General features: G+C 68.0%; 28 protein-coding genes. 19 read left to right on the top strand and 9 right to left on the bottom strand.

All coding sequences use genetic code 11. From position 1 onward, the window contains the following. The first annotated feature begins 22 nt into the window (after positions 1-22). On the top strand, positions 23-2,416 hold the full coding sequence (locus JNUCC0626_RS34760; protein WP_394614964.1) for a M48 family metalloprotease: 2,394 nt from the start codon (positions 23-25) through the stop codon (positions 2,414-2,416). On the opposite strand, the gene JNUCC0626_RS34755 is transcribed toward JNUCC0626_RS34760, so the two are convergent. Further along, on the bottom strand, positions 2,409-3,698 hold the full coding sequence (locus JNUCC0626_RS34755) for an adenylosuccinate synthase (RefSeq protein WP_394614963.1): 1,290 nt from the start codon (positions 3,696-3,698) through the stop codon (positions 2,409-2,411). The two genes, JNUCC0626_RS34760 and JNUCC0626_RS34755, sit on opposite strands and share 8 nt — an antisense overlap. Positions 3,699-3,808: 110 nt before the next feature. Here JNUCC0626_RS34755 and JNUCC0626_RS34750 point away from each other — a divergent pair, with 110 nt between their 5' ends. The 3 genes from JNUCC0626_RS34750 (at position 3,809) to JNUCC0626_RS34740 (ending at position 5,403) form a co-directional block, all read left to right on the top strand. Beyond that, positions 3,809-4,417 carry a hypothetical protein gene (locus tag JNUCC0626_RS34750; RefSeq protein WP_394614962.1) on the top strand — a complete coding sequence of 203 codons (609 nt, stop codon included), beginning with the start codon at positions 3,809-3,811 and terminating at the stop codon, positions 4,415-4,417. A 105-nt stretch (positions 4,418-4,522) separates the two neighbouring features. Then, positions 4,523-5,152: an HNH endonuclease family protein gene (locus JNUCC0626_RS34745; protein ID WP_394614961.1), complete on the top strand. Its 630-nt coding sequence runs from the start codon at positions 4,523-4,525 to the stop codon at positions 5,150-5,152. Further along, a complete protein-coding gene (locus JNUCC0626_RS34740; protein WP_394614960.1) occupies positions 5,152-5,403 on the top strand; it encodes a hypothetical protein in 252 nt (83 codons plus the stop codon). The genes JNUCC0626_RS34745 and JNUCC0626_RS34740 overlap by 1 nt, the downstream gene beginning before the upstream one ends. Here JNUCC0626_RS34740 and JNUCC0626_RS34735 read toward each other — a convergent pair. The 3 genes from JNUCC0626_RS34735 to JNUCC0626_RS34725 all read right to left on the bottom strand — a co-directional run bounded on the left by JNUCC0626_RS34735 (position 5,312) and on the right by JNUCC0626_RS34725 (position 7,686). Then, the gene (locus JNUCC0626_RS34735) at positions 5,312-6,472 is read right to left on the bottom strand and encodes an FUSC family protein (protein ID WP_394614959.1); all 1,161 of its coding nucleotides are present in this window, start codon (positions 6,470-6,472) and stop codon (positions 5,312-5,314) included. The genes JNUCC0626_RS34740 and JNUCC0626_RS34735 overlap by 92 nt on opposite strands. Positions 6,473-7,120: 648 nt before the next feature. Then, entirely contained in the window at positions 7,121-7,531 is a 411-nt protein-coding gene (locus JNUCC0626_RS34730) for a DUF3151 domain-containing protein (protein WP_394614958.1), read from the bottom strand. Positions 7,532-7,563: 32 nt separating this feature from the next. Then, on the bottom strand, positions 7,564-7,686 hold the full coding sequence (locus JNUCC0626_RS34725) for a hypothetical protein (RefSeq protein ID WP_394614957.1): 123 nt from the start codon (positions 7,684-7,686) through the stop codon (positions 7,564-7,566). 136 nt (positions 7,687-7,822) lie between these two features. On the opposite strand from JNUCC0626_RS34725, the gene JNUCC0626_RS34720 reads away from it, so the two are divergent. Continuing rightward, entirely contained in the window at positions 7,823-8,941 is a 1,119-nt protein-coding gene (locus tag JNUCC0626_RS34720; protein WP_394614956.1) for a hypothetical protein, read from the top strand. On the opposite strand, the gene JNUCC0626_RS34715 is transcribed toward JNUCC0626_RS34720, so the two are convergent. Further along, a complete protein-coding gene (locus JNUCC0626_RS34715; RefSeq protein ID WP_394614955.1) occupies positions 8,907-9,278 on the bottom strand; it encodes a winged helix-turn-helix transcriptional regulator in 372 nt (123 codons plus the stop codon). The two genes, JNUCC0626_RS34720 and JNUCC0626_RS34715, sit on opposite strands and share 35 nt — an antisense overlap. Before the next feature lie 85 nt (positions 9,279-9,363). Between JNUCC0626_RS34715 and JNUCC0626_RS34710 the strand changes: the two genes are divergently transcribed. Next, complete coding sequence (locus JNUCC0626_RS34710; RefSeq protein ID WP_394614954.1) at positions 9,364-10,191, top strand: NAD(P)H-binding protein; 828 nt, start codon at positions 9,364-9,366, stop codon at positions 10,189-10,191. 58 nt (positions 10,192-10,249) lie between these two features. Here the strand turns inward: JNUCC0626_RS34710 and fbaA are convergent, their stop codons facing one another. Further along, positions 10,250-11,284 (bottom strand): class II fructose-bisphosphate aldolase, encoded by a 1,035-nt coding sequence (gene fbaA / locus JNUCC0626_RS34705; protein ID WP_394614953.1) that lies wholly within the window; start codon positions 11,282-11,284, stop codon positions 10,250-10,252. Positions 11,285-11,441: 157 nt separating this feature from the next. On the opposite strand from fbaA, the gene JNUCC0626_RS34700 reads away from it, so the two are divergent. Beyond that, the gene (locus JNUCC0626_RS34700; protein ID WP_394614952.1) at positions 11,442-11,726 is read left to right on the top strand and encodes a DUF427 domain-containing protein; all 285 of its coding nucleotides are present in this window, start codon (positions 11,442-11,444) and stop codon (positions 11,724-11,726) included. Here the strand turns inward: JNUCC0626_RS34700 and JNUCC0626_RS34695 are convergent. Next, the gene (locus JNUCC0626_RS34695; protein WP_394614951.1) at positions 11,716-12,489 is read right to left on the bottom strand and encodes a TIGR03620 family F420-dependent LLM class oxidoreductase; all 774 of its coding nucleotides are present in this window, start codon (positions 12,487-12,489) and stop codon (positions 11,716-11,718) included. The genes JNUCC0626_RS34700 and JNUCC0626_RS34695 overlap by 11 nt on opposite strands. 38 nt (positions 12,490-12,527) lie before the next feature. Between JNUCC0626_RS34695 and JNUCC0626_RS34690 the strand changes: the two genes are divergently transcribed. Then, complete coding sequence (locus JNUCC0626_RS34690; RefSeq protein WP_394614950.1) at positions 12,528-13,454, top strand: aldo/keto reductase; 927 nt, start codon at positions 12,528-12,530, stop codon at positions 13,452-13,454. Between the two features lie 45 nt (positions 13,455-13,499). Continuing rightward, on the top strand, positions 13,500-14,351 hold the full coding sequence (locus tag JNUCC0626_RS34685; RefSeq protein ID WP_394614949.1) for an SDR family oxidoreductase: 852 nt from the start codon (positions 13,500-13,502) through the stop codon (positions 14,349-14,351). 130 nt (positions 14,352-14,481) lie between these two features. Here JNUCC0626_RS34685 and JNUCC0626_RS34680 read toward each other — a convergent pair whose 3' ends face one another. Beyond that, positions 14,482-14,760, bottom strand: a complete 279-nt coding sequence (locus tag JNUCC0626_RS34680) for a YciI family protein (RefSeq protein WP_394614948.1) — start codon at positions 14,758-14,760, stop codon at positions 14,482-14,484. Positions 14,761-14,800: 40 nt separating this feature from the next. On the opposite strand from JNUCC0626_RS34680, the gene JNUCC0626_RS34675 reads away from it, so the two are divergent. From JNUCC0626_RS34675 to JNUCC0626_RS34640, 8 genes are all read left to right on the top strand, one after another. Continuing rightward, positions 14,801-15,364, top strand: coding sequence for a SigE family RNA polymerase sigma factor (locus JNUCC0626_RS34675; protein ID WP_030477748.1), 564 nt, complete (start codon positions 14,801-14,803; stop codon positions 15,362-15,364). 140 nt (positions 15,365-15,504) lie between these two features. Then, entirely contained in the window at positions 15,505-16,413 is a 909-nt protein-coding gene (locus JNUCC0626_RS34670; protein ID WP_394614947.1) for an ROK family protein, read from the top strand. Continuing rightward, positions 16,413-17,564 carry an N-acetylglucosamine-6-phosphate deacetylase gene (nagA, locus tag JNUCC0626_RS34665; RefSeq protein WP_394614946.1) on the top strand — a complete coding sequence of 384 codons (1,152 nt, stop codon included), beginning with the start codon at positions 16,413-16,415 and terminating at the stop codon, positions 17,562-17,564. The genes JNUCC0626_RS34670 and nagA overlap by 1 nt, the downstream gene beginning before the upstream one ends. A gap of 4 nt (positions 17,565-17,568) precedes the next feature. Continuing rightward, a complete protein-coding gene (locus JNUCC0626_RS34660) occupies positions 17,569-17,763 on the top strand; it encodes a hypothetical protein (RefSeq protein WP_394614945.1) in 195 nt (64 codons plus the stop codon). Between the two features lie 23 nt (positions 17,764-17,786). Next, on the top strand, positions 17,787-18,503 hold the full coding sequence (locus JNUCC0626_RS34655; RefSeq protein WP_394622165.1) for a DedA family protein: 717 nt from the start codon (positions 17,787-17,789) through the stop codon (positions 18,501-18,503). Positions 18,504-19,118: 615 nt separating this feature from the next. Then, the gene (locus tag JNUCC0626_RS34650; protein WP_394614944.1) at positions 19,119-20,267 is read left to right on the top strand and encodes a glycoside hydrolase family 18 protein; all 1,149 of its coding nucleotides are present in this window, start codon (positions 19,119-19,121) and stop codon (positions 20,265-20,267) included. After that, entirely contained in the window at positions 20,267-20,467 is a 201-nt protein-coding gene (locus JNUCC0626_RS34645; protein WP_394614943.1) for a hypothetical protein, read from the top strand. The genes JNUCC0626_RS34650 and JNUCC0626_RS34645 overlap by 1 nt, the downstream gene beginning before the upstream one ends. A 34-nt stretch (positions 20,468-20,501) precedes the next feature. Next, positions 20,502-21,908: an amidohydrolase family protein gene (locus tag JNUCC0626_RS34640; protein WP_394614942.1), complete on the top strand. Its 1,407-nt coding sequence runs from the start codon at positions 20,502-20,504 to the stop codon at positions 21,906-21,908. On the opposite strand, the gene JNUCC0626_RS34635 is transcribed toward JNUCC0626_RS34640, so the two are convergent. After that, positions 21,905-23,275: an FAD-binding oxidoreductase gene (locus JNUCC0626_RS34635; protein ID WP_394614941.1), complete on the bottom strand. Its 1,371-nt coding sequence runs from the start codon at positions 23,273-23,275 to the stop codon at positions 21,905-21,907. The two genes, JNUCC0626_RS34640 and JNUCC0626_RS34635, sit on opposite strands and share 4 nt — an antisense overlap. A gap of 111 nt (positions 23,276-23,386) precedes the next feature. Between JNUCC0626_RS34635 and JNUCC0626_RS34630 the strand changes: the two genes are divergently transcribed. Then, complete coding sequence (locus JNUCC0626_RS34630; RefSeq protein WP_394614940.1) at positions 23,387-24,034, top strand: DedA family protein; 648 nt, start codon at positions 23,387-23,389, stop codon at positions 24,032-24,034. Between the two features lie 62 nt (positions 24,035-24,096). Next, on the top strand, positions 24,097-25,095 hold the full coding sequence (locus tag JNUCC0626_RS34625) for a right-handed parallel beta-helix repeat-containing protein (RefSeq protein ID WP_394622164.1): 999 nt from the start codon (positions 24,097-24,099) through the stop codon (positions 25,093-25,095). Positions 25,096-25,109 lie beyond the last annotated feature (14 nt).

Raw genomic sequence — 25,109 nt, 5'->3', positions numbered from 1 at the left:
TTCGGAGGGGGACAGACCGAGGGTGCCTTCTGGCACCACTTTGCGGTTCGCGTCGCTGGTGCTGCTGGCGGTCGCGACGACGCTGCTGATCTTCGGGGTGTACGCGTCCGTGTGGTCGGCGCCCACCTCGCTCGACAACGCCCGGTGCCAGGTGCAGTCCGGGCTGTACCTCACGTCGACGCTCGAGGTCGATCCCGACGAGTCCAAATGGGACGGTTATCGGTCGTGCATGGCGACGTTCCTCGGCAGCCGCGCGGGGTGGCTCGCCGGCGGGCTGGTGCTGCTGGCCGGGGTGGCCCTGCTGATCTACGCGCTGCGCCCGGCGTGGCTGCGGTACCGGCGGAACCTCGTTCCCGTGCCGGAGGAACTGGTCGAGCCGCTCGCCGCACTGGTCGCGGAGGCCGGGCTCACCAGGGCGCCGACGTTCCTGCTGGACCGGACGAACATGCGCGCGGGTGGCGTCGCGTTCGGCACTCACGGGCGCAAGTACGTCGCGCTCAACGTCGGCATGATGGCGTTGCGCCGCATCGAACCCGAGCAGTTCCGCACGATCGTGCTGCACGAACTCGCGCACGTCCGCAATGACGTCACGATCACGTACGCGACGCTCGCGATCTGGCGCGCCTACGTCGTCGCGGTGCTGGCGCCGTACCTGCTCACGCTGCTGCAGCCGCTGTGGAGGGTCACCCCGTTCCGGATGCCCCGGCTGCCGGACAGCTCCTACACCTGGGCCGTGCTGTGGCACCTGATCACGCTGGTGGGCCTGGTGTTCGCCGCCCGCGTCGCCGTGCTGCGAGCGCGGGAGAAGCACGCCGACGCGCTGGTCGTGCGCTGGACCGGTGATCCCGACCCGTACCGGCTGCTGCCGCACCCCGGACGGCTGCGCCGCTGGCTCGGCCACCACCCGTCGCCCGCTCGCCGGCTGGCCGTCATGCGGGACCCGAAGTCGTTGCTGCGACCGGGTTTCTGGGAGACGCTCGGCAGCGCCGCGGCGATCCAGGTCGCGTGGCGGCACGTGCTCGCGGGGCTGCAGGAGCTGACCTGGTACCACGAGGGCAACGGGTCGCACCTGATCATGCGCATCGCCTGGGCGGTGCCGATCGGCCTGCTCATCGGGCTGGTGGCGTGGCGGGGAGCGGCGTTCGGGCCGCGCCGGGGCACGTTCGCGCTGCCCGGACTCGCCGTCGGTCTCGGGATCGTGCTCGGCGACCGGCTGGAGGCGTACAACTTCGTCCCGATCACCTTCCACACCGTCATCGCCTCGCTCGCACTGGTGGGGACCGCCGTGCTCCTGACGGTCTGGGCCGGGTACTGCGCGACGCTCGTGCGCACCCGATGGCACGGCTGGGTCCTCGCGTTGTCGGTGGCCCTCGCCGCGTATTCGCTGTTGTCCTGGAACAACGAGATCCGCATCGCCGAGGTGTTGTGGCGCAACAGCATCGTGCCGATCCTGGATCTGGTCGACGAGCCGGTGGTCAAGGCCGTGGTGGCCCCGTTCGTGGTGAACCTCAACCGCGTGCCGACGGTGGTCGTGGTGGCGTTGCTGTGGCTCGTGCCGCTGCTGCTGCGACGCGAGTTCCCGAGGGTCGCCGCGCTGGCCGGCGGGATCGGCGGGTTGCTCGCGGCCGGGGCGGTGGCGTTGCTCGGCTCGGTGGGCTCGCCGCTGGAGTCCACGGCCTGGCAGGTCGTCGCGATCGTGGCCGTGGTGGCCGTCGTGGTGCCGGTGGCGCGGCTGGACCGGGTGGGCGCGCTGCTCGCGGCGTGGCTGATCGGGTTGACCGGCACGGCGGCGATCTGGCTGACGCACCTCGACGGGTCCGAAGTGGACAGCGTCCTGGCGACGCGCCCGCACCAGGTCCTGCCGGTCCTGGGAGTGCTCGCGGCCCTCGCCGCGGGTGGCTGGGGCCTCCAGCGCGGTTACGAGCGCTCACGGCCGTTCTGGGCGGTCGCGATCGCGGTCCTGGGCGTGGCGGTGTCGCTGTGGTGGCCGAGGGCCGAGGAGGACGCCGTGTCGTTGCAGCCGCCGTTGCCCACCGAGACGCGGGTGAACACCGACGAAGCGGTCAACACCTGGATCTACGGCGGCGGCTGGGACCGGATGATGGCCGTGGTGAAGGCGCAGGACCAGGTGTTCGCGGGCGTGCGGGCCGCGGACCCGGCGGCGATCGCCACCGGGTGCGAGGCGCTCGGGCCCGTGCTGCGCGAACCGTTCCCGCTGCCGCCGGACCCGAAGATCGCCACGTCGTGGACGGAGGGCTTGCGGGCCATGGAGAACGGCACCCGCTCGTGCCTCGTCGTGTTCCGCGACAAGGGCGCCGACGACGGCACGATGGCGAGTGAGTTCATCAAGGGCCTCGACCAGCTGGAGGCCACGCAGACCGCGCTGGTCGAGGCCCAGAAACGGGCTCTCAGCTGAGCACGTCGTGGCGGACGATCGTCTGGTCGCGGCCGGGGCCGACGCCGATCGCCGAGACGCGCGCGCCGATGATGCTCTCGAGGTGCTCGACGTACGCCTTGGCGTTCGCGGGCAGCTCGTCGAACGTGCGGCAGTGCGAGATGTCCTCGAACCAGCCCGGCAGCTCCTCGTAGACCGGGACGGCGTGGTGCACGTCGGTCTGCGTCATCGGCATCTCGTCGACGCGGCGACCGTCCACTTCGTACGCGACGCAGACCGGCACCTTCTCGAGGCCCGACAGCACGTCGAGCTTGGTGAGGAAGTAGTCGGTGATGCCGTTGACGCGGCTCGCGTACCGGGCGATCACGGCGTCGAACCAGCCGGTGCGGCGGCTGCGGCCGGTGGTGACACCGAACTCGCCGCCCTGCTTGCGCAGGTACTCGCCCTGGTCGTCGTTGAGCTCGGTCGGGAACGGACCGGAGCCGACGCGGGTCGTGTACGCCTTCAGGATGCCGATCACGGTGCTGATGCGGGTCGGGCCGACGCCCGAGCCGACGGTCGCGCCACCACTCGTGGGATTCGACGACGTGACGAACGGGTAGGTGCCGTGGTCGACGTCGAGCAGCGTGCCCTGCGAGCCTTCGAGCACGACGATCTCGTCGCGGTCGAGCGCCTGGTTCAGCAGCAGGCGGGTGTCGGCGATGCGGTGCACGAAGTGCTGACCGTGCTCGAGCACCTGGTCGACGACCTGCTCGGGGTCGAGCGCCTTGCGGTTGTAGACCTTGACCAGCACCTGGTTCTTGAAGTCCAGGGCGGCCTCGACCTTCTGCCGCAGGATCTTCTCGTCCAGCAGGTCCTGCACGCGGACGCCGACGCGGGCGAGCTTGTCCTGGTAGGCGGGGCCGATGCCGCGACCGGTCGTGCCGATCTTCGCCTTGCCCAGGTAGCGCTCGGTCACCTTGTCGATGGCCACGTGGTACGGCATGATCAAGTGCGCGTCCGACGAGATCAGCAGACCGCTGGTGTCGACGCCCTTCTCCTCCAGGCCCGCGAGCTCCGTGAGCAGCACGCCGGGGTCGACCACGACACCGTTGCCGATCACGTTCTTCACGCCGGGCGTGAGGATGCCGGACGGGATCAGGTGCAGGGCGAACTTCTGACCGTCCGGGAGGACGACGGTGTGACCCGCGTTGTTGCCGCCCTGGTAGCGAACGATCCACTGGACACGCTCACCGAGGATGTCGGTGGCCTTGCCCTTGCCCTCATCGCCCCACTGGGCACCGATCAGCACGACGGCCGGCATGTGAAACTCCAAGCACTTGGACTGGTTCGAGCGAATGCCGGTAAGTGAGGGTAGACCAGGAGATGACCGTGCGCGGAATCGTGTTGGCCTGCGGAAACACGCAGTTGCCAATGATCGCTCAACGTGACGACGTGGTGGCCGTCCCAGCACGCCCCGGCAAGGACCACGTAGATCAACATCTGGACGCTGATCGACTGGTCGTCGCAGGCACCGACGCGGACCTCGCCGCGGTCGCGTTGCGGTTGCTGCGCAAGGAGAAGCTCGGTTCGGTGGCACTCGGGTACGTGCCCGTCGCCGATTCGTCCGTTGCCGCGCTTTGGGGGCTTTCGACCGACCCTTCGCGCGCGTTGGACGTCGCCCTGAACGGTGACGTTGATCCCGTTCCGCTCGTCCGCGACGACGTCGGCGGCGTGTTGGTCGGGCTCGGCGTGTTGTCGCCCGTGCGTGGCGTTGGTTACAGCGACGCGGACAACGTGCTGCGCGGGCAGGCGTCCCGAGTCGAGTGCACCCCCGACCCCGAGGGCGGCCTCGGGTTGGAGATCCGGATCGTCAACAAGCGGCTGATCGGGTCGAAGGTCCGGACGAGCCGGCCGCGAGCGTTCCAGCTCGGCTGCCTGCCCACGACGGTGGTCCTGGACGGCGTGAAGCACCCGCGCCCGATGGACAAGTGGACCTGGTACCGCCACACCGAGGACTTGAGGCTCGTCCGAGGGCTCTAGTAGTCCGCCTTTCATTCACTTGAGGGTCACTCGAAGGCATTGCGCAATTTCATAATGTGACTGAGGGTAGGTCCCGATCACTTTCCAACAAGGAAGGTCGGGACGATGTCAAAAGTTAACCGAATCATTGGTGTTTCAGTTGCCGCACTGGCACTGACCTTTGGTTTTGTTACCCCTGCACTGGCGACACCACCGAACATCCCCAGCACCGCCACGGCCAAGTCGGAATTAGCCGGACTCACCGTCCGCGCTGATGGTTCGATGACCGGCTATTCGCGCGACAAGTTCCCGCACTGGATCACCCAGTCGGGTTCTTGCAACACGCGCGAGGCCGTGTTGAAGCGCGACGGCACCAATGTCGTGACGGACTCCTCGTGCGCCGCCACCTCGGGCCGCTGGTTCTCGCCGTACGACGGCGCGACCTGGTCAGCGGCCTCCGACGTGGACATCGACCACATCGTCCCGCTCGCCGCGGCCTGGCGTTCGGGCGCGTCGTCGTGGAGCACCGCGCAGCGCCAGTCGTTCGCGAACGACATGTCGGGCCCGCAGCTCATCGCCGTCACCGACAACGTCAACCAGGCGAAGGGCGACCAGACGCCCGCGACCTGGAAGCCTCCGCTGACGTCCTACTGGTGCACCTACGCCAAGATGTGGGTACACACCAAGTACCGCTGGAGCCTCAGCGTGAACTCGGCGGAGAAGACCGAACTGACGGGCATGCTCGGAAGGTGCTGATGGCGTCCCACTCCACGCTCTTCGTGGCAGGCCCCGGTGGCGTGATGACCGACGAGGTCGGCGTCGTCACCGGAGACCTCGAACTGTGCACGGAACTCTCCGAGGACGGAAAGCTCCGCGCACTGGTCCGCTACGAGGGCGCGGAGGAGTGGTACGCGATCACGGGCGGTTCGTGCGTTCTGGCCGACCCTCGTGATCACGAGCAGGTGCACTCTCTTCTGCACGGCCTCCTGCACCGGCCGGAGGGCTGAGCGGCGGCAACGCCTCCATCGCCTCGCTCCGGCTCAACCCGGTCGCCTGCAACAGATCGACCGCAACACTGCGGATCTGGGCCAGCACGACCTTGGACGAGAACCCGTCCCCGCCGAGGCGCCGCGCGGTGAGATTCCGCGCGGCGTCCCGCACGGCCTCCCGCGTCTGCTTGGGCTCCTTGCCCTTCTCCAACTCACCCTTGAGGCACTCCACGGCCTTCGCGTACTCGACGAGCACCTCAGGCACCCCGTCCGGAATCCGCTCGTCGGCCTTCAACGCGGCCATGGTCCGCCGAGCCAACACCCGCGTGTTGCGAATCGCGTAGTCCACCGGCCCAGCCGCCGTCTGATACCGACTGAGCTCGTCTTTCGACCGCCACCGAATGGGCGCGATCTTCGCGATCTCACTACCGGTCTGCAACGCGGCCTTGTAGTCGTCGATGGCACCCTGACTGGTCCTGAGCTCGGCCAACACCCCAGCCGCCTTGACCGCGTCCTTCTCCTCAAGCGCCCGAGCGATGTTCGTGAGCGCCCCGCTAAGCGTCGCCGTCAGCATCTTGAGCTGCCGCTGCGCCACCGTCACGGGGTTGGCGGGGATGAGGGCCGCCACAGCCAACCCCACGAGCCCGCCGGTCAACGCGTCGATCATCCGGTCGAACCCGCCCCCGGCACTGGGCGGCAGCAGCGTCGCCACCAGCACCGCACTGCTCCCGGCCTGCAGGGCGATGACCGACCCACCGTCCAGCAGCACCGCCGCCGACATGGCGAGCGCCACCACCAACGCGATCTGCCAGGGCCCACTGCCGATCCACCCGATCAGCGCGTCCCCGACCCCCACCCCGACCGAGACGCCGACGACCAGTTCGCCCACGCGGCGGAGCCGTTGGCCCAGCGACACACCGAGGCACACGACCGCTGCGATCGGGGCGAAGAAGGGGTGCGCGTGCCCGATGACCATCGTCGCCACCAGCCAGGCGATGCCAGCGGACAGTCCGCACTGGACGATCGGCAAGGCAGCCGCGCGCCACCGACCGAGCCCCCGCCCGACCGCATCCCTGACCGCGCCCACGCCTTCACCTCTGGTTCCGCTCGACTCTGCCGCCGCCAGTCTTGGGCCAACGGGACCGGGTCACAACCTGCGGAGCCGCCAGGGTCAGGGGAGGAAGCAACATCACAACAGCGGCGAGCTTCGGGAACCCGACGTCGGGGACGATGGCGGCATTTCGCCCGCAGAGGGGCCGGGCCGCTCGCAAGGGGTGCGGCGGTGAGGTGGAGGAGGGGTGAGGGCGAAGGCGCAGGGGTGTGCGGGGTTGGCCTGACCGACGCGATGCCGAAGGCGAGCCGACCCGACGGCGAAGCCGAGGTGCTCTTGGCTTTTGTCTTTGCCCTTAGCCAAGAGGCTTCGGCGGTGGGGTCCCATCACGAGTCGCGCCACAGCTCTTGCTGCACCTGGACAGGGGTGTCAAACGGACACGCTTTTCGTCCGTTTGACACCCCTGTCCAGGTGTGGCCCGCTCTTGGTGCGGCTTGTGATGGGACCCCACCGCCAACGCAACCACACTACGAAACAGGCAGCCGCCCAACACAAACAGGCGTGCCATCAACCCGCGAGCGGCGCTGGCCCCCTGATCAGATTGCCGGGGTCTGGGGCAGAGCCCCAGGGAACGCACGCAAGCCGAGGTCGCCGCCCGCAAAGCGACCACCTACGGACAGAGCGTCAGGAAAGCCCCAACGCAGCAGGCGCCTTCGGGTCGGAATCAGCCAGGAACTTGGAGCAGCGGTCCCACTCCTCGTCCTCCCCGATCTCCCGAGCCGCCAACGCCAACGCACCAAGCGCCCGCAAAAACCCCTGGTTAGGCCGGTGATCCCAAGGCACAGGCCCAAACCCCTTCCACCCGGACCGACGCAACTGATCCAGCCCGCGGTGATACCCAGTCCGCGCATACGCGTAAGCGGCTACAGGGTCACCGGCGTGCAGGGCACGCTCAGCCAGCAGCGCCCAGGCCTCGGAGAAATCAGGGTAAGCGCGAACGATCTTGGCGGGGTCAGTCCCACCGTCAGCAGCGGCCTGAGCCTCTGGACGGTCAGGAAGACGAGTCGGCTCGGGCCCGAGGAGGTTCTCAACCATGCCGTCCATCGTGCCGCATGCGACGAAACGGGCTAGACGAACATCCGCACCACGGCGGCGATGACGGCCAGCATCAGCGCGGTCACGAGCACGCCGGCGATGATCCGCTGCTTCGTGGTCGCCTTGTAACGGTCGTCGATGTCAGATGAGCTCATGGCCGTGCACCTTGCCGAGCCGGACCACAGAACTTCAACCTCGTTCACTCCATCGTGCACACGAATCGGAAACATCAGGGTAAAACCAGGGGCATTCGCGCTGTCTGAACCCCACACGTGCGCTCATGATGTGCGGATGATCCAGGGGGCAAGGGACTTCAGGGCAAAGTACTGGGCACGTGGCGCCCCCGGCAGGGAGACGCCGCAGGAGCTCACGCGCCTGCTGTACAAGTGGTGGCTGGTCGGTCTGCTGCTCAAGCTGATCGGGTCGTCGTGGGACGTCAGCTGGCACTTCAAGTGGTTGCGCGACGACCTCGCGCCGCCGCACCTGATCAACACGGTCGGCACGGTCATCGTGGTGGGGCTCACGCTGTTCCACACGTTCACCGGGTACGGCGGGGACAAGCTGACGATCCGGTTGATGCAGGTGGGGTCGGGGATCTTCCTCATCGCGCTGCCGATCGACGTCATCAACCACCGGATCAACGGGCTCGACATCACGAGCTGGAGCGGGTCGCACGCGCTGCTGTACCTCGGCACCGCGGTGATGCTCGCCGGGGCGATCCGCGGGTGGATGCAGAACTACCCGCAGGGCCGCGCGTACACGCTCGGGCTGGCCGCGTTGTGGTTCTTCTTCCTGGAGAACGTCTGGTTCCCCAACCAGCACCAGGAGTACGGCGTGCGCGCGTTGCAGGCGTACGACAGCGGCAAGGCAGAAGCCGAGCCGATCCTGCTCCAGTTCGCCGCCGACCAACTCGGCATCCCCGTGGGCCGCGAGGCGGTGGTGCACTTCGCGTTGCCCATCGCGGACTGGGTCTACCCGGTGTGGGGGCTCGTGGCCGCTGCGCTCGTGCTGGTGGTCGCGCGCCGGACGATCAACCGCAAATGGGCAGCCACTGCGGTCGCCGCCGGGTACGTCGCTTACCGGTGCCTGATCTGGCCGATGCTCGCCGGGATCGACTTCCCGAAGTCCGCGGTGCCGCTGTTCCTCGTCCTCGTCGGGCTCGCGATCGACGCGGCGCACGCGGTCGAGATGCCGACGCCCGCCAAGGCGGTGCTCGGGTCCGCTGCCGTCACGACGGTCGGGTACGTCGGGATCTGGTTCCAGCAGGAGTACCTGTGGGGGCCGCCGATCTCGTTCTCGTCGGCTGCGGTCACGGCCGTGCTGCTGGCGGTGCTGTGGACGGCCGGCGATCTGCTGATCCGCAGGCCGGCGGCCTTCACGCGTCGAGCTGGGCTGACAGCCTCGTCGTGATCCGGCCGAACAGGTCGGCCAGCGGCTCGCCGACATCCCGTCCGAACTCGGTCAGCCCGTAGGTGACCTGGGGCGGGGTCGTCGGCTCGACCCTGCGCCAGATCAGGCCGTCGGCGACGAGGCCGCGCAACGTCTGGGACAGCATCTTCTCGCTGATGCCGACGATGCTCTCGCGCAGCTCGAAGAACCTCAGGTCGTTGGTCTGCAACGAGATCAGCACCCAGATGCCCCAGCGACTGGTGACGTGATCGACCATCTCGCGCGCGGGGCAGGTGGTGTGAAACACCTCATACCGGCCCGTCGGACCGGTCAGCGTGAACTGCTTTCCGACCTCCACGTCCGGAGCTTACCTCCAGGTACGTCCTTACGAAAAGTAAGCCCGGTTCCTAGCGTCGCCTCCACAGACGACGAAGGAGCTGGACATGATCGTGGTGACCGGGGCGACCGGGAACATCGGACGACCCCTCACGAAGGCGCTGGCCGAGGCGGGCGGGCAGGTGGTGGCCGTGTCGCGGCACGCGGTGGACGTGCCGGACGGCGTGCGGCACCAGGTGGCGGACCTCTCCGTGCCGGAGAGCCTCGACCTGAAGGGCGCGAAGGCGTTGTTCCTGCTGCTGTCCGGCGATCTGCACTCCGTCGGCGCGAGCCCTGCCACGCTGATCGAACGGGCCGCCGCGCACGGCGTGCGCAGGGTGGTGCTGCTGTCGTCGCTCGGCGTGCGGACCAGGCCGTTCGGCACGACGCGGATCGAACTGCGCGGGCTCGAGGACGTGCTGCGCGAGTCCGGCCTCGACTGGGCGGTGCTGCGGCCGGGCGGATTCGCGTCCAACGCGTTGTGGTGGGCCGAATCCGTTCGCGCGCAACGGACCGTCGCGGCGCCGTTCGGGGACACCGGACTGCCGATCATCGACCCTGCGGACATCGCCGAGGTCGCGGCCACCGCCCTGCTCAGCGACCGCAACGGCGTCCTGGAACTCACCGGGGCGGAGCTGATCACACCGAGGCAGCAGGCGCAGGTGATCGCGGACGCGCTGGGCGAACCCGTGCGGTTCCACGAGCTCACCCGCGCGGAAGCCAAGGCGGGCATGGAGAAGATGATGCCGGGCGAACTCGCGGACGACACCCTGGACATCATCGGTTCGCCGACGGCGGACGAGCTGGCGGTGAGCCCGGACGTCGAGAAGGTGCTCGGCAAGGCCCCGCGCACGTTCGCCGACTGGACCGCCCGCCACGTGGAAGCCTTCCGCTGACAACGAAAAGGCCCCCGGCGAGTAAGCCGGGGGCCTTTCACAGAGCCAAAGCCGAAGATCAGCCCGCGATCATGCGGCCCGACGACTTGAGGTGCTCGCACGCCTGCGCGATGCGGGCGCCCATGGCCGTCTCGGCAGCCTTGAGGTAGCTGCGCGGGTCGTAGGCCTTCTTGTTGCCGACCTCGCCGTCGACCTTCAGCACACCGTCGTAGTTCGCGAACATGTGCGCGGCGATCGGACGGGTGAACGCGTACTGCGTGTCCGTGTCGATGTTCATCTTGATGACGCCGTACGACACGGCCTCGTGGATCTCCTCGAGCAGCGAGCCGGAGCCGCCGTGGAAGACCAGGTCGAACGGCTTCGAGCCGGCCGCGAGACCGAGCTTCTCCGCCACGACGTCCTGACCCTGCTTGAGGATCTCGGGACGCAGCTTCACGTTGCCCGGCTTGTAGACGCCGTGCACGTTGCCGAAGGTCGCGGCCAGCAGGTAGCGACCCTTCTCGCCGGCGCCGAGGGCCTCGACGGTCTTCAGGTAGTCCTCGGGCGTCGTGTAGAGCTTGTCGTTGATCTCGTTGTCGACGCCGTCCTCCTCGCCACCGACCACGCCGACCTCGATCTCGAGGACGAGCTTGGCCTTGGCAGAGAGGTCGAGCAGCTCGGACGCGATCTGGAGGTTCTCCTCCAGCGCCACGGCGGAGCCGTCCCACATGTGCGACTGGAAGAGCGGGTTGCCGCCCTTGTCGACACGCTCCTGGCTGATGGCGATCAGCGGACGCACGTACCCGTCGAGCTTGTCCTTCGGGCAGTGGTCGGTGTGCAGCGCGATGTTGACCGGGTACTTCGCGGCAACGACGTGCGCGTACTCGGCGAGCGCGACGGCACCGGTCACCATGTCCTTGACCTTGGTGCCCGAGGCGAACTCGGCACCGCCGGTCGAGACCTGGATGATGCCGTCGCTCTCAGCCTCGGCGAAGCCGCGGAGAGCCGCGTTGAGCGTCTCCGACGACGTGACGTTGATGGCGGGGTAGGCGAACTCGTTCGCCTTGGCCCGGTCCAGCATCTCCGCGTAGACCTCGGGAGTTGCGATGGGCATCGGTGGTCCTCCTCAGGCGCCCTGAACGGGTGTCAGCCCGCATCCTACGAGCCGGTGTCACGGGGCCGTAACAGTGGCCGCCCTCACAGAGTGATCGATCAAGTACCAGCTGACCAGCCGGTCTGCTCTACCCGTGAGTAGGGGCATAGTGGAGGGCATGGCAACCGCGCAGTGGAACGGCAAGATCATCGCTTCGAGCGACGACACCGTCGTGGTCGAAGGCAACCACTACTTCCCGCTGGAGTCCGTCGACCCGGCCGTGCTCAAGCCGACGGACCACACCTCGCACTGCCCGTGGAAGGGCGACGCCAACTACTACTCGCTGCTGGTGGACGGCGCCGAGAACTCCAACGCGGCCTGGTACTACGCCGAGCCGAAGGACGCGGCGAAGCAGATCAAGGGCCACGTGGCGTTCTGGAAGGGCGTCGAGATCAGCGCTTGAGGCCGAGCGCCGAGGCGAGCTCCGCGTAGTGGCCGTTCAGCGACTGGACGGCCACGTGGTCGGCACCCGCGTCGAGGTGCGCCTGGAGCTTCTCCGCCACCTGGTCCGGCGTGCCGTGCGCGACCAACGCGTCGATGAGCCGGTCCGAGCCCCGGACGTCCTCGTCGCTGAAGCCGTAGCGCTTCCAGTTGTTCGTGTAGTTGGTGAGCGTGAAGTAGTACGACAGCTGCTCACGGGCGATAGCCCGCGCGGCCACCGGGTCCGCTTCGACGACCGCGGTCACCTCGGGTGCGAGCAGCTTGTCGCCCAGCACCTCGCGCGCGGCGGCGGTGTGCTCCACCGGCACCAGGTACGGGTGGGCGCCCGCGGTCCGGTCGGCGGCGAGCCTCAGCACCTTCGGGCCGAGCGCGGCGAGCAACAGCCTGTCGGCCGGCACGTCGAGCGCGTCCAGGTACGACACGAGCTTGTCGTACGGCTTCTCGTAGGCCTGGTCGAGCTGGCGGTGGCCGACGCCCACGCCGAGCAGGAGCCGGTCGCCGCCGAGACGGGCGAACGCGGCGGAGACCTCCTGCGGGTCGGACTGCCACACGTTGACGATGCCCGTCGCGATCGTGATCGAACTCGTGGTGGCCAGCGCGTGCTCGATCTCCGCGACGCCGGGCGAGGAGCCGAGCCAGAACGTGCCGAAGCCGAGCTCCTCGATCTCGCCGATCCGCCCTGCCCACGCCTGGTGCGCGCCCCAGACCCCGAACGTTCCCAACATCCGAACTCCCGTTCTCGTGAAGGACTACCGTTCGCAGTATGCCGATCTTGAGCAGCACTGACCTGTCCGTCTCACGCCTTTGCCTGGGCGGCAACGTGTTCGGCTGGACCGCCGACGAGGACCAGTCGTTCGCCGTGCTCGACGCCTACCTCGCGGCGGGCGGGAACTTCGTCGACACCGCCGACGTGTACTCGGCCTGGGGCGACGGCAACTCCGGCGGCGAGTCGGAGACGATCATCGGAAAGTGGCTGGCCGCGCGCGGCAACCGCGACGACGTCGTGGTCGCGACGAAGGTCGGCATGCTCGCCGGGTTCGACAACCAGAAGCGCGAGACGGTGCTGACCGGCGCCGAACGGTCGTTGAAGCGGCTCGGCGTCGACCACATCGACCTCTACTACAACCACCGCGACGACCTGAACACGCCGCTGGAGGAGACGCTCGCGGCCTACGACCAGCTCGTCCGCGACGGCAAGGTCCGCCACGTGGCCGCGTCCAACTTCTCCGCCGAACGGCTCGCGCAGGCACTGGCGATCCAGGAGCGCGAGGGCTACGCGAAGTTCGTGGCGTTGCAGCCCGAGTACAACCTGGTCAGCCGTTCCAAGTTCGAGGGCGACCTGCAGCAGGTCGTGGCCGAGCACGGGCTCGCGACCCTGCCGTACTGGGGCCTCGCCCGCGGCTTCCTGACCGGCAAGTACCGGCCGGGCGTCGAGGTGCAGAGCGCACGGGCCGGTGCCGCGTCGCAGTACCTCGACGAGCACGGCCTGCAGGTGCTGGAGGTGCTCGACGAGCTGGCCGAGACGCACTCCACGACCGTCGCCGCGGTCGCCCTGGCGTGGCTCGCCCAGCAGCCGACGATCGCCGCGCCGATCGCGTCCGCGCGCACGTTGGAGCAGCTCAGCGACCTCACGCCGCTGCTCACGCTGGAGCTCACCCAGGCCGAGGTGGACCGTCTCAGCGCAATTTAACTTGCCAGTAGCTTACTGGGAGTAGGTTGCGTTACCGTGACGAGCATGGACGTCACGGGCAAGGTGGTACTGATCACCGGCGCGGCCAGGGGCATCGGCGCCGAGGTGGCGAGGCAACTGGCCGCGCGCGGGGCTCGTCTCGCGCTCGTCGGGCTGGAGAAAGCCCAGCTCGAAGAGGTGGCGCGGCAGACCGGCGGCAAGGCGTGGGAAGCCGATGTCACGGACTGGGACGTGCTCGACCGCGTGATGAACGAGGTCGCGGCCCACTTCGGCGGCATCGACGTCGTGGTGGCGAACGCGGGCATCGCGGCCACCGGGTTCGTGCGCTCGATGGACCCCAAGGCGTTCGAACGGGTCATCGAGGTCAACCTGCTCGGCGTGTGGCGCACGGTCCGCACGGCGCTGCCGCACCTGATCAAGAGCCGCGGCTACTGCCTGGTCGTGTCGTCGCTCGCCGCGATCGTCCACATCCCCGGCAACGCGGCCTACTCGGCGGCCAAGGCGGGCTGCGAAGCGTTTGCGGACAGCCTGCGCGCCGAGGTCAGGCACCTGGGCGTCGGCGTCGGCACCGCGTACTTCTCGTGGATCTCCACGGACATGGTGAACAGCGCCGACGAGCACCCGGTGTTCGGGAAGCTCCGCCAGGGCATGCCGGGGCTCGCGAGCAAGAAGTACCCGGTCCGCAACGTCGGCAGGGCCGTGGTCAGGGGCATCGAGAAGCGGTCGAAGGCGGTCCACGTCCCCGGCTGGGTCGGCGCTCTGAAGTACTTCCGCGCGTTCACGCCGGTGGTCGTGGACCGCCAGGCGGTCGCGGAGATCGCGGACGCCGACCGGCAGATGGCCGCGAGCGACACATCAGGCCTGGTCGGGCCAGGTGGGCAAGCAGCTGGTCGTTGATCGCGAGTTCGTGTCGGTCGTCCGGTCAACCGCTCACGCCGAAATCGGCGAAGCCCATTTCGGCGTGAGCGATTCGGCCGGACGACCGACTTCAAGACGAACTCGCCGCCGCGCCGGAGGCGCGGCCATGTCACGCGACCCAGGGGCCCATCAACGCGTTCCACTCGTTGATGCGCCACTCGGCGACGTTCGCGGGCGTGTACGGATCGGCGGCGATGATCTCCTTCAGCGAGGCCTCGTCCGCCGCCTCGTAGATGATCAACGCGCCGGTGTCGTCCGCGTACGGACCGGAGGCGAGGATCACGCCTTTCTCCACGAGAGAGGCGATGTACTCGCGGTGCTCCGGGCGTACCGAGAGACGCTTCTCACGGTCGGGACCGAACACCAATTCGACAGCAAAGCGGGCCATGCCACCACCGTAGTGAAGCTGACCGGTACCGTCCTACCTTGTGGTTGGCGAAGAAACCCCGCGCACCGTGCAGGACACCCTGACCAACCTGCGAATCAAGGACGGCGTCGCAGGACCTCCCACAGGGCCCCTCACGCTCGAAGACCTGTACAAGCAGCACCGCATGCGCCTCGTGAGGCTCGCGCTGCTGCTCGTGGACGAGCCGTCGACCGCCGAGGACGTGGTCCAGGAGGCGTTCACCGGCCTGCACCGCAACTGGAAGGGCCTGCGCGACTCGCAGGCCGCCGTCGGTTACCTCCGCACGGCCGTGGTCAACGGTTCCCGCAGCGTGTTGCGCCGGCGCAAGACGGCCCGCGACTACACGCCCCCGCACGTCGCGAACGCGCGTTCGGCCGAGTCGCTCGCGATGCTGACGGCGGAGCACCAGGCCGTGGTCAAGGCGTTGCAGCAGCTCCCGCCGCGGCAGCGCGAGGTGCTCGTGCTGCGGTACTACGGCGACCTGTCCGAGGCGGAGATCGCCGAGGCCACGGGCATCTCGAAGGGCACCGTGAAGTCCACGGCGTCCCGTGCGCTGGACGCCCTGCAGAAGATCATGGCGGGCTGAGTCAACAGTAAGGCAACTTGACCGTTTCCCCAGTTGAAGCCGTTTTGCCCGTTGCGGGCGGTTTCAGCTCGTAAGACCACGCGCCCAAATCGGTACTTGGTATAGACCAATAGGCCCCCCATGCCGCAGGATCAGTTCCCGTGGCACGCAGACACGTGGTCGCCGTTGACATCGGTGGCACCGAAACCAAGGCGGCGCTCGTCACCGGCACCTCGGACGCGGTGGCGGCGGTGAAGCACGCGCGCCGGGCGACTCCCGGTGAGCTGGAGCCCCTGCTCGACGTCATCGCGGAGCTCGTCGAGGAGCTCAGCAACGCCTCCGAGCACGAGATCGACGCCGTGGGAGTCGTGGCGCCGGGCATCGTGGACGAGGCTCGGGGCGTCGGCGTGTACACGGCCAACCTCCCGTGGAGCCAGTTCCCGTTCGCCACCGTCCTGTCCGAACGGCTGGGCGTGCCCACCGCGTTCGGTCACGACGTGCGGGCCGCGGGCCTGGCCGAATGCCGCATGGGTGCCGCCAAGGACCTGCGCAACGCGGTGATCATGCCCATCGGCACGGGCATCGCCGGGGCGTTGCTGCTGGACGGGAAGATCTTCGCCGGCGAGGGCTACGCGGGCGAGATCGGCCATGTGAACGTCGGCCACGGCGTGCCCTGCGCCTGTGGCCAGATCGGCTGCGTGGAGACAGTGGCGTCCTCCGCGGCGATCGCCCGCCGGTACACCGCACGTACCGGCACCCCCGTGAACGGCGCCGCTGAAGTCGCGCGCAGGGTCCGGGCCGGGGAGCAGGACGCCGTCGCCGTGTGGCACGAGGCCGTGGACGCGCTCGCCAGGGGAATCCTGGTGCTGGCGACGCTGCTCGGTCCTGAGGCCGTCGTGCTCGGTGGAGGGCTCGCACTCGCAGGAGACCTGCTGGTGGAGCCCCTGAGGGAAAGGCTGGACGGGCTGATCGCCTTCCAGCGCCGACCGGAGCTTCGGCTCGCGGCGCTCGGCGACGAGGCGGGCTTCCTCGGCGCGGCGCTGCTGGCCATCGACACGCTGGAGGCGTGATGAGCACGTGGGGTGGACCAGTCGACGTGACCCTGACCGGTGGTCGGGTCGTCACGCCGGAGGGAGTGCTCGAGAACGGGTGGGTGAGCGTCTCGGGCGGCCGCATCGCCGCCGTTGGTGAGGGCACCGCACCGGACGGCCCGACGATGGACGTCGCGGGCGGCACGATCGTGCCGGGCTTCGTGGACATCCACTGCCACGGCGGTGGCGGCGACGCGTTCACCAGCAGCGACCCGGTGAAGATCCGCAAGGCGGCCACGGCCCACCGCAGACACGGCACCACGACGCTGCTGGCGTCGCTGGTCTCGCGCCCGGTCCCCGAACTGGCGGACCAGGTCTCGGCACTGGCCGAACTGGTCCAGGAAGGCGTCGTCGCGGGCGTGCACCTGGAGGGCCCGTTCCTCTCGGCGGCCCGTTGCGGCGCGCACGACCCGGCGATCCTCTGCCCGCCGGAGCAGACCGCCGTCACCAAGCTCCTGGACGCGGGCAAGGGCACCGTCCGCATGATCACGATCGCGCCCGAACTGGAGGGCGCCGTCCAGGCCGTCCGCCAACTCGTGGACTCGAACGTCATCGCCGCCATCGGCCACACCGACGCGACGGAGGCGCAGGTCCGACCGGCCGTGGACGCCGGCGCCTCGGTGGCCACCCACCTCTTCAACGGCATGCGCCCGCTGCACCACCGCGAGCCGGGCCCGATCGGCGCGTTGCTCGACGACGAACGCGTGACCGTGGAACTGATCTGCGACCTGGTCCACCTGCACCCGACGGCCGTCCGCCTGGCCGCCCGTCACGCGGGCCTGAACCGCACGATCCTCATCACCGACGCCATCGCGGCAGCGGGCGTAGGCGACGGCGTGTACGACGTGGGCGGCCTCGAAGTCCGAGTCGTCGACGGCGTTCCAACGTTGGCAGGAGGCGCCGCCCTAGCCGGCAGCACCCTCACGATGGACATGGCGTTCCGCAACGCCGTCAACTCGTGCGGCCTGTCTCTCGTAGAGGCCGCACACGCCACCTCAACCCGCGGCGCCGAACTCCTCGGCCTCGACACCGGCAGGCTCGCCGCCGGCCTGGCCGCGGACCTGGTAGTCCTGGATGCAGAATTGAAGCCCCGGGACGTGATGGTCAAGGGCGAGTGGGTGAAGGACTAGGTGCATGGCAGACGATCCGGAACGACTTGTCACCGACGCTCTGAGAGCACAGGCGACCAGCACAAATGCCGGATTTGCCGTACCTGTCCGTTTTGACGAAGAGCCCCCGGCACCCATGTCAGCGTGGTGGGTGCTGGGCCTCGCCCTCCTGCTGGGCCTGGCCGCAGGCACGGTGGCGGCGGTGATCACGCTCGGCTGACCTGTACCGTTGGGCGCGTGACGATTGCATTGGGCCCTGACTGGCTGGACCCCACCGTGCTGCTGAACGGGCTCGGCCCGTACATGCTCATCGGGTTGTGCCTCATCATCTTCGCGGAGTGCGGGCTCCTCGTCGGCTTCTTCCTGCCGGGCGACTCCCTGCTGTTCACGGCAGGCCTCTTCGTAGCCGCCGGCACCATCGACACCCCGCTGTGGCTGGTCTGCGTACTGCTGACGATCTGCGCGTTCGTCGGCAACGTCGTCGGCTACTACATCGGCCAGAAGGCAGGCCCGGCGCTCTTCAGCAAGCCGGAGTCGAAGATCTTCAAGAAGGAGTACGTCGACAAGACGCAGGAGTTCTTCGACAAGTACGGCGCCCGCGCCATCGTCCTGGCCCGCTTCGTCCCCATCGTCCGCACCTTCATCACCGCGATGGCAGGCGTCGGCAAGATGGACCCGAAGAAGTACTTCACGTACTCGGCCATCGGCGGCGTCGCCTGGGCGGCAGGTCTGACGATCCTCGGCTACTTCCTCGGCCAGGTCTCGTTCATCAAGAACAACCTCGAAATCACCCTGCTGGCGATCGTCTTCCTGTCGATCGTGCCGATCATCATCGAGGTCATCAAGGCCCGCAGGGAGAAGAAGACCCTGGTGCAGGCCGAGGCCGACGACATCACCCAGGTGATGCAGGCCCAGGTGCACGACGACGCGACGCAGGTCATCCCGCGCGTGGAGCGCTGACCGCACACAGCAGCCAAGAAGGCCCACCCGCTCCGAGAGCAGGTGGGCCTTTTGCATTGCCGGGGAAAGGAAAGAGGGAGGGAAGGCCAGGGACGGGAAGGGCGGGGCCGGGACCGTGAGGGCTGGGCGAAGAGGATGCACACCGGTGGTGCCAACCGCAGTCGCGAACGCAAGGTGACCACCGCCCAAGCCCTGCGCGAGGTGCCAACCGGACAGCCGAAGACGTGAGCCAACCACCTACGAGTCCTGGCGTGGCGAAGCGAAGCGAGCCCGAACGGGCTGATCAGCTCTGGGAAGCGATTCCACCGCTCATGGCGATTGGGGCTTGACCTTGAGGGGCTGGATGCCAACCTGTCTCGGTCCGGCCGGGGCGTACTTCACCCCGGCCTTTGAGGCCGCGAATGCATCCAGCTAGAGGCTCAAGGTCAAGCCCCAATCGCAACCCACTTCATTCGTCTCGACCCAACGGGACCACCCTCGCAAGGTGAGACGAACTGTGGGACCCAGCCAAACCAGGAGGGGCCAATAGGACCGGTTTCACCCCGCAACCTTGCGGCAAACCGGACACCGCCCCTAGGTTCGAAGTGGTCTGGACCACCGGGGAGGACCACGAAGATGTCGCTGTTCCACAAGGCATTGGCGGTAACCCTGACCGCCCTAGCCGTCTCAACCACCACAACAGCACCGGCCAACGCCACCCACACCAAAATCGTCGGCGCCTACTACGGCAACTGGTTCAGCGGCTCCAAGCCCATCTCCCAAATCCCGACCAACACCCCCATCACCCACCTCTTCTACGCCTTCTCCACCATCGAGAACGGCAAGTGCACGATGTCGGCCCCCACCGCCCAAAAAGACTTCGCCGACATCAGAGCGCTGAAGCAACGCAAGCCGTCCCTGAAAGCCCTGATCTCCCTGGGCGGCTGGGGCGCAGGCGGCTTCTCGGACGCCTCCCTCACGGCGTCCACCCGCAACACCCTGATCAACTCCTGCAAGGAGCTGTTCTTCAACGACAGCACCTTCGACGGCATCGACATCGACTGGGAGTTCCCGGTCTACGGCGGCCCAACGGAAATCACCGACCGCCCAGAAGACAAGCGCAACATGACCCTCCTGACCAAGGACTTCCGCAAGTCGCTCGGCAAGAACAAACTCGTCACCGCAGCCCTCCCCGCCGGACGACTGCAAACCGACGGCCCGTACGACCCGGCGAAGAGCTTCGAGCTCAAGGAACTCGCCAAGGTCATGGACTTCATCAACGTCATGACCTACGACCTGGGCACCGGCTTCTCCCCGGTGGCCACGTTCAACGCCGGCTTCAGAGAGGTCGCCACCGACCCGATGCCACGCGAGGACCGCAGGTGGAACAACGTCGTAGGCGCCATCAACTACTACGAACGCCACGGCGTCCCCGCCAACAAGATGGTCCTGGGCGTCCCGTTCTACGGCCGCGGCTTCAACGTCAAGGCAGAGGGCAAGCAGCACGGCCTTTACCAGCCGTACGACAGCGCGTTCTGGGTGGACGGGTACGACGAGGTCCAGAACCTCAAGAACGCACCGGGGTGGAAGGAGTACTGGCACCCCGTGGCGCAGTCGCCGTGGCTGTACAACGCGGCGGAGAAGAAGTTCGTGTCGTTCGAGAACCCGCGGTCCATCAGGATCAGGGCGGACTACGCGCGCGCACGGGGGTTGCTCGGCACGTTCATGTGGGAGTTGGGGCATGACGACGCGCAGCACTCGTTGTTGAAAGCCATGTCCCGCTAGTGCGGCGGCAGGAGGACCGGATCGCGTTGCTGCGCCAGGCCTTGCGGAGCCCGGACGCGTGGCAGGTGGCGGCGGCTCTGAAGTACGTCGGGGACAGGCTGGAACCCGAGCACCGCGCGGCGCTGGTGCCTGACCTGGTCGAGCTCAGCGCCAGCCCGCTCTGGGCGTCCGACGCCAGGGAAGTGCTCGAAAGGATTTGAGTCTCCCGTTACGTCAGGGTGTTGGTTGAACGGCATGACCACACGACGTGAAGTGCTGGGATGGCTGGCCGGGCTCGGCGCGGCAGTGGCGCTGCCGGGCCGGGCCGAGGCCGCGACGAACGTCACCGCCGTGCGCGGGGTGACGTTGATCGACTCGTCCGGCGTCCGCCCGAACACGACCATCGTGGTGGCGGACAACAGGATCGTCGCGACGAACCCCAAAACCCTGCCACCAGAAGCCACAACGCTGAACCTGCACGGCAAGTTCGTCATCCCCGGCCTGTGGGACATGCACGTGCACGGCGCGCACCTGGAGCGGATCACGTTGCCGTTGTGCCTGGTCAACGGTGTCACGGGCTTCCGGGAGATGTGGGGCTTCCCCCAGATCTACGACCTGCGCGACCGCATCGAACGCGGCGAGACCGCGGGACCGAAACTCGTGGTCGGCAGCGCGATCATCGACGGACCGCACTCGACGTTGCCCGGCGCGACGATCGCCGCCACCCCGGAAGAAGGCCGCCAGGCCGTCCGGGACGCGACACAGGCGGACTTCATCAAGGTCTACTCCTACCTCGACCGCCAGACGCTCGAAGCCATCGCAGACGAGTGCGAAAAACGGAACATCACGTTCGCCGGACACTGCTCGAACCACGTCTCGATGCAGGACGCGAGCGACCTGGGCCAGCGCACCTTCGAGCACATGTACGGCCTCCCGCTGGCCACCAGCGTCAAGGAAACCCAGCTGCGCCAAGCGATCGCGCAACTGCCGCTGGACCCGGCCAACCCGTTCGCGTGGTTCAAGCAGGTGCTCGACATCGAACGTCAGGCGACGCTGTCGCACAGCCGCAGCAAGGCAGAGCGGCTCGCCAACCGGTTGCGGCGCAACAACTCCGCACTCTGCCCCACCATGGTCACGATGCGCGTGTTCAGCAGCCCGGCGGACAGGTTCGCCAACGACCCGCGCATCAAGTACATGCCCACCTTCTACCGGGACTTCTGGCGCGACAGCCTCAAGAACTGGGCCCCCACCACCGAACAGGAGATCCGGCAGCAGGCCGACTTCCTGCAGCGCCGCATGGAGCAAACCGGCGAGATGCACGACCACGGCGTGGAAATCCTGCTCGGCACGGACGCCGGCAGCCCGTACACGTTCCCCGGCTTCTCGGTGCACGACGAGCTGGAACTCCTCACCGAAGCAGGCCTGTCGCCGAAAGCGGCCCTGAACGCCGGCACGCAGAACACCACGATCAAGCCCGGCGCCGAGGCCAACCTCGTCGTGCTCGACGCCAACCCGCTCAGGGACATCCGCAACACGAAACGGATCCACACCGTCGTGGCCCGAGGCAAGGTCCTCGGGCCCCAGCAACGGCGGCAGATGCTCGCCGACGTCGAGAAAGCGGCTCAGGAACCGTTCCCGCCGCAGGCACGGATGTGTTGCTAGAACATCGATCCCGGGTTGAACAGGTTGCCGGGGTCCAGCGCGCGCTTGATCTCGCGGTGGACCCGCAACCCGACCGGTCCGATCTCCTTCGCCAGCCACTCGCGCTTGATCTTGCCGATGCCGTGCTCCCCGGTGACCGTGCCGCCCAAGGACAAGCCCACGGCCAGGATGTCGTCGAACGCCTTCTGCGCCCGCGCGAACTGATCGGGATCGGCGGGGTCGTAGACGATCGTCGGGTGCATGTTGCCGTCGCCCGCGTGGCCGACGACGGCGATCTTGAGGCCCACCTCGGCCGAGATGTCCTCGCAGCCCTGGATGAGCTCGGCGATGCGGGTGCGCGGCACGCACACGTCGTCGGTCAGCCACGAGCCGTAGATCTCCAGCGCGGTCAGCACGGCGCGGCGGGCGGTCAGCAGGTCGCGGCCCTCGTTGACGTCCTCGGTCGCGTAGACGAGGTCGGCCTCGAGGCAGATCTCCTCGATCTTGGCCAGCTCGTGCCTCGCCTGTTCACCGCCCGCGTCGGACTGGCAGATCAGCAACGCCGCGCAGCCCGGCCCGGCGCCGAGTTCGGTCTTCAGGTACGTCTCGGCGGCCTCGATGGACGTGCGGTCCATGATCTCCATCAACGACGGCACCAGGCCCTCGCGGACGATCTTGCTGACCGCCCTGCCCGCGGCGGCCGTGGTGCTGAACGCCGCGACGAGCGTGGCCGGGGCCTGGGGCAACGGCCGCAGCGCCAGGGTGGCCTGGGTGATCACGCCGAGCGTGCCCTCCGAGCCGATGAAGAGCTTGGTGAGGTCGTAGCCCGCGACGCCCTTGACCGTGCGGCGGCCGGTCCGCAGCACCTCGCCGTCGGCCAGGACGACCTCGAGGCCGAGCACCGAGTCGGTGGTCACGCCGTACTTCACGCAGCACAGGCCACCGGCGTTGGTGGAGAGGTTGCCGCCGATCGTGCACCAGTCGTAGCTGCTCGGGTCCGGCGGGTAGAACAGGCCGTCCTTCTCGACGCGGCCGCGCAGGTCGAGGTTGACCACGCCCGGCTCGACGACGGCGAGGCGGTTGTCGGCGTCGACCTCGACGATCGCGTTCATCTTGGTCATGACCAGGACGACGCAGCCCTCGATCGCGTTCGCGGCACCCGAGAGACCGCTGCCGGCGCCGCGGGGCACGATCGGGACCTCGTGGGCGGCGCAGGCGCGCACGACGGCCTGCACCTGCGCTGTGTTCTGCGGGAACACCACTGCCAGCGGATCGCCGTGCGGGGCCAACGGCATCATGTCGCGCCGGTAGCTCGCGGTGACGTCGGTGTCGGTCAGCACGCCGGATTCACCCACGGCGGCGCGGAGTTCTGCGACCAAGCTCTCCATACGCGCCACGCTAGTTCACGTGGTGACCCGGTGTGCTCAACCCAGATTTCGAGAACCCGTCAGACCGATGTCGCCGTGCCGTCCGCACGTCACGACGTAGGCTGGTTCACCGTGGCGCACGCATTCGCCTCGCTGGAGTCGGCTGGTCCGGTGGCCGTCTGGGTCATCGTGCTCAGCTTCATCTTCGTCGAGTGCGCATTCATCTTCGGGCTGTTCCTGCCCGGTGACTCGCTGCTGTTCGCCGCCGGTGTGGTGCTGGCGACGCACAACAGCGAGCTGTCGGCGTGGCTGCTGTCCCTCGCCGCCCTGATCATCGCCGTCGTCGGCAACCTCGTCGGGTACTACATCGGCAGGGGAACCGGCACCCGCGTGCTCGCCCGCAAGGGCGGCAAGGTGCTGAACCGGCACAACCTGAAGCGCGCGGGCGACTTCCTCGACCGCCGCGGGTTCTGGGCCGTCGTGCTCGCCCGCTGGATCCCGTGGATCCGCACGCTCGCGCCCATCATCGCGGGCGCCGCGCGGATGGACCTCCGCAAGTTCACCGTGGCCACGACCATCGGCGCCATCGCCTGGGTGCCGACGCTGGTGCTGGCCGGCTACTACGGCGCGGGCATCATCGGGTCGGTGCCGTGGCTCGAGACGGCGGCCATCATCGTCAGCATCGCGTTCTTCCTGGGCGGCACCGGCTGGGGGATCTGGCGTTACCGCCAGGAGATGGCCAAGCCGATCGACGAAACGGTCGAAGTCGGAACGAACTAGCGACAAATCGCTCCATCGGTGCTTACCTGTCCTTTCCACACAAAAGGGCGGGGAGTCCTGTGATGCGATTAATAAGTGCGTTCGCCGTGTTAATTGCGCTGTTCGGCTCAGTAACACCGGCACAGGCAGTGGCGATACCGCAATGCGGTCAAGTGGTCACCACGACTTTCACGCTGATGGGCGATTGGGGTTGCGGTAACGGACCCGCGCTCATCGTTGGTGCTAATGGGGTGAAAATCGACCTCAAAGGGCACACCCTGAGTGGCACCCCCGCGATCGACATGAGCAACTTCGACGGCACGGTGGTGCGCGACGGCGCCATCACCAGCACCATCACCGCGGTCAACGCGACGAACGTGAGGTTCGTCGACATGACCATCGGCTGGTCGGACTCGTCTGCCGTGTACGACTGGCCGGGCTCGACGGTGACGTTCCTGCGCAGCAGGCTCACCATGTGGCGGCTCTACTGCGGCGAGCACTGCCACCTGCTGCACACCTCGGCCAGCATGAACCAGATCGGCGCGCAGAACCTGATCCTCCAGGGCGGCCAGCCCGGCAGCATCAACTTCATCGGGGCCGTCAACCTCGACCTGATCAACTCCAAGGTGCGCCCGCTCACCGTCGGCGGCAGCGAGCGGCTGACCATCCGGGGCAGCGAGATGCCGGGGTTCGAGGTGATCGCGACCGGCCGGATCGAACTGCTGAACAACACCTTCACCGGCGGCAACTGGGTCGGCGTGCACCGGCCGGTCAGCGGCGTCATCCGCGGCAACACGTTCCGGATGATGAAGTCCCACGGCCTGTTCGTGCAGCCGAAGGACACGCTCAACGGCCCATTGCTGATCGAGCGCAACACGTTCACCGAGAACGCCAAGGACGGCCTGCGCGTCGACATCCCGATTCCACTCGACATCACGGTGCGCAAGAACAGGAGCGAACACAGCAGGCAGTACGGAATGTGGGCGACCGAGGGGTCGGTCGTCGACGGCGGGGGCAATGTCTCGCACAACGACGCACTCGGCTGCTTCACCATCACCTGCAGCGCGCCTCAGGGGGAATAAATGAGATCCATAGC

The organism is Lentzea sp. JNUCC 0626 (assembly GCF_043632865.1).
Classification (GTDB): Bacteria; Actinomycetota; Actinomycetes; order Mycobacteriales; family Pseudonocardiaceae; genus Lentzea.
This window is presented reverse-complemented; position numbering and strand designations above follow the sequence as displayed.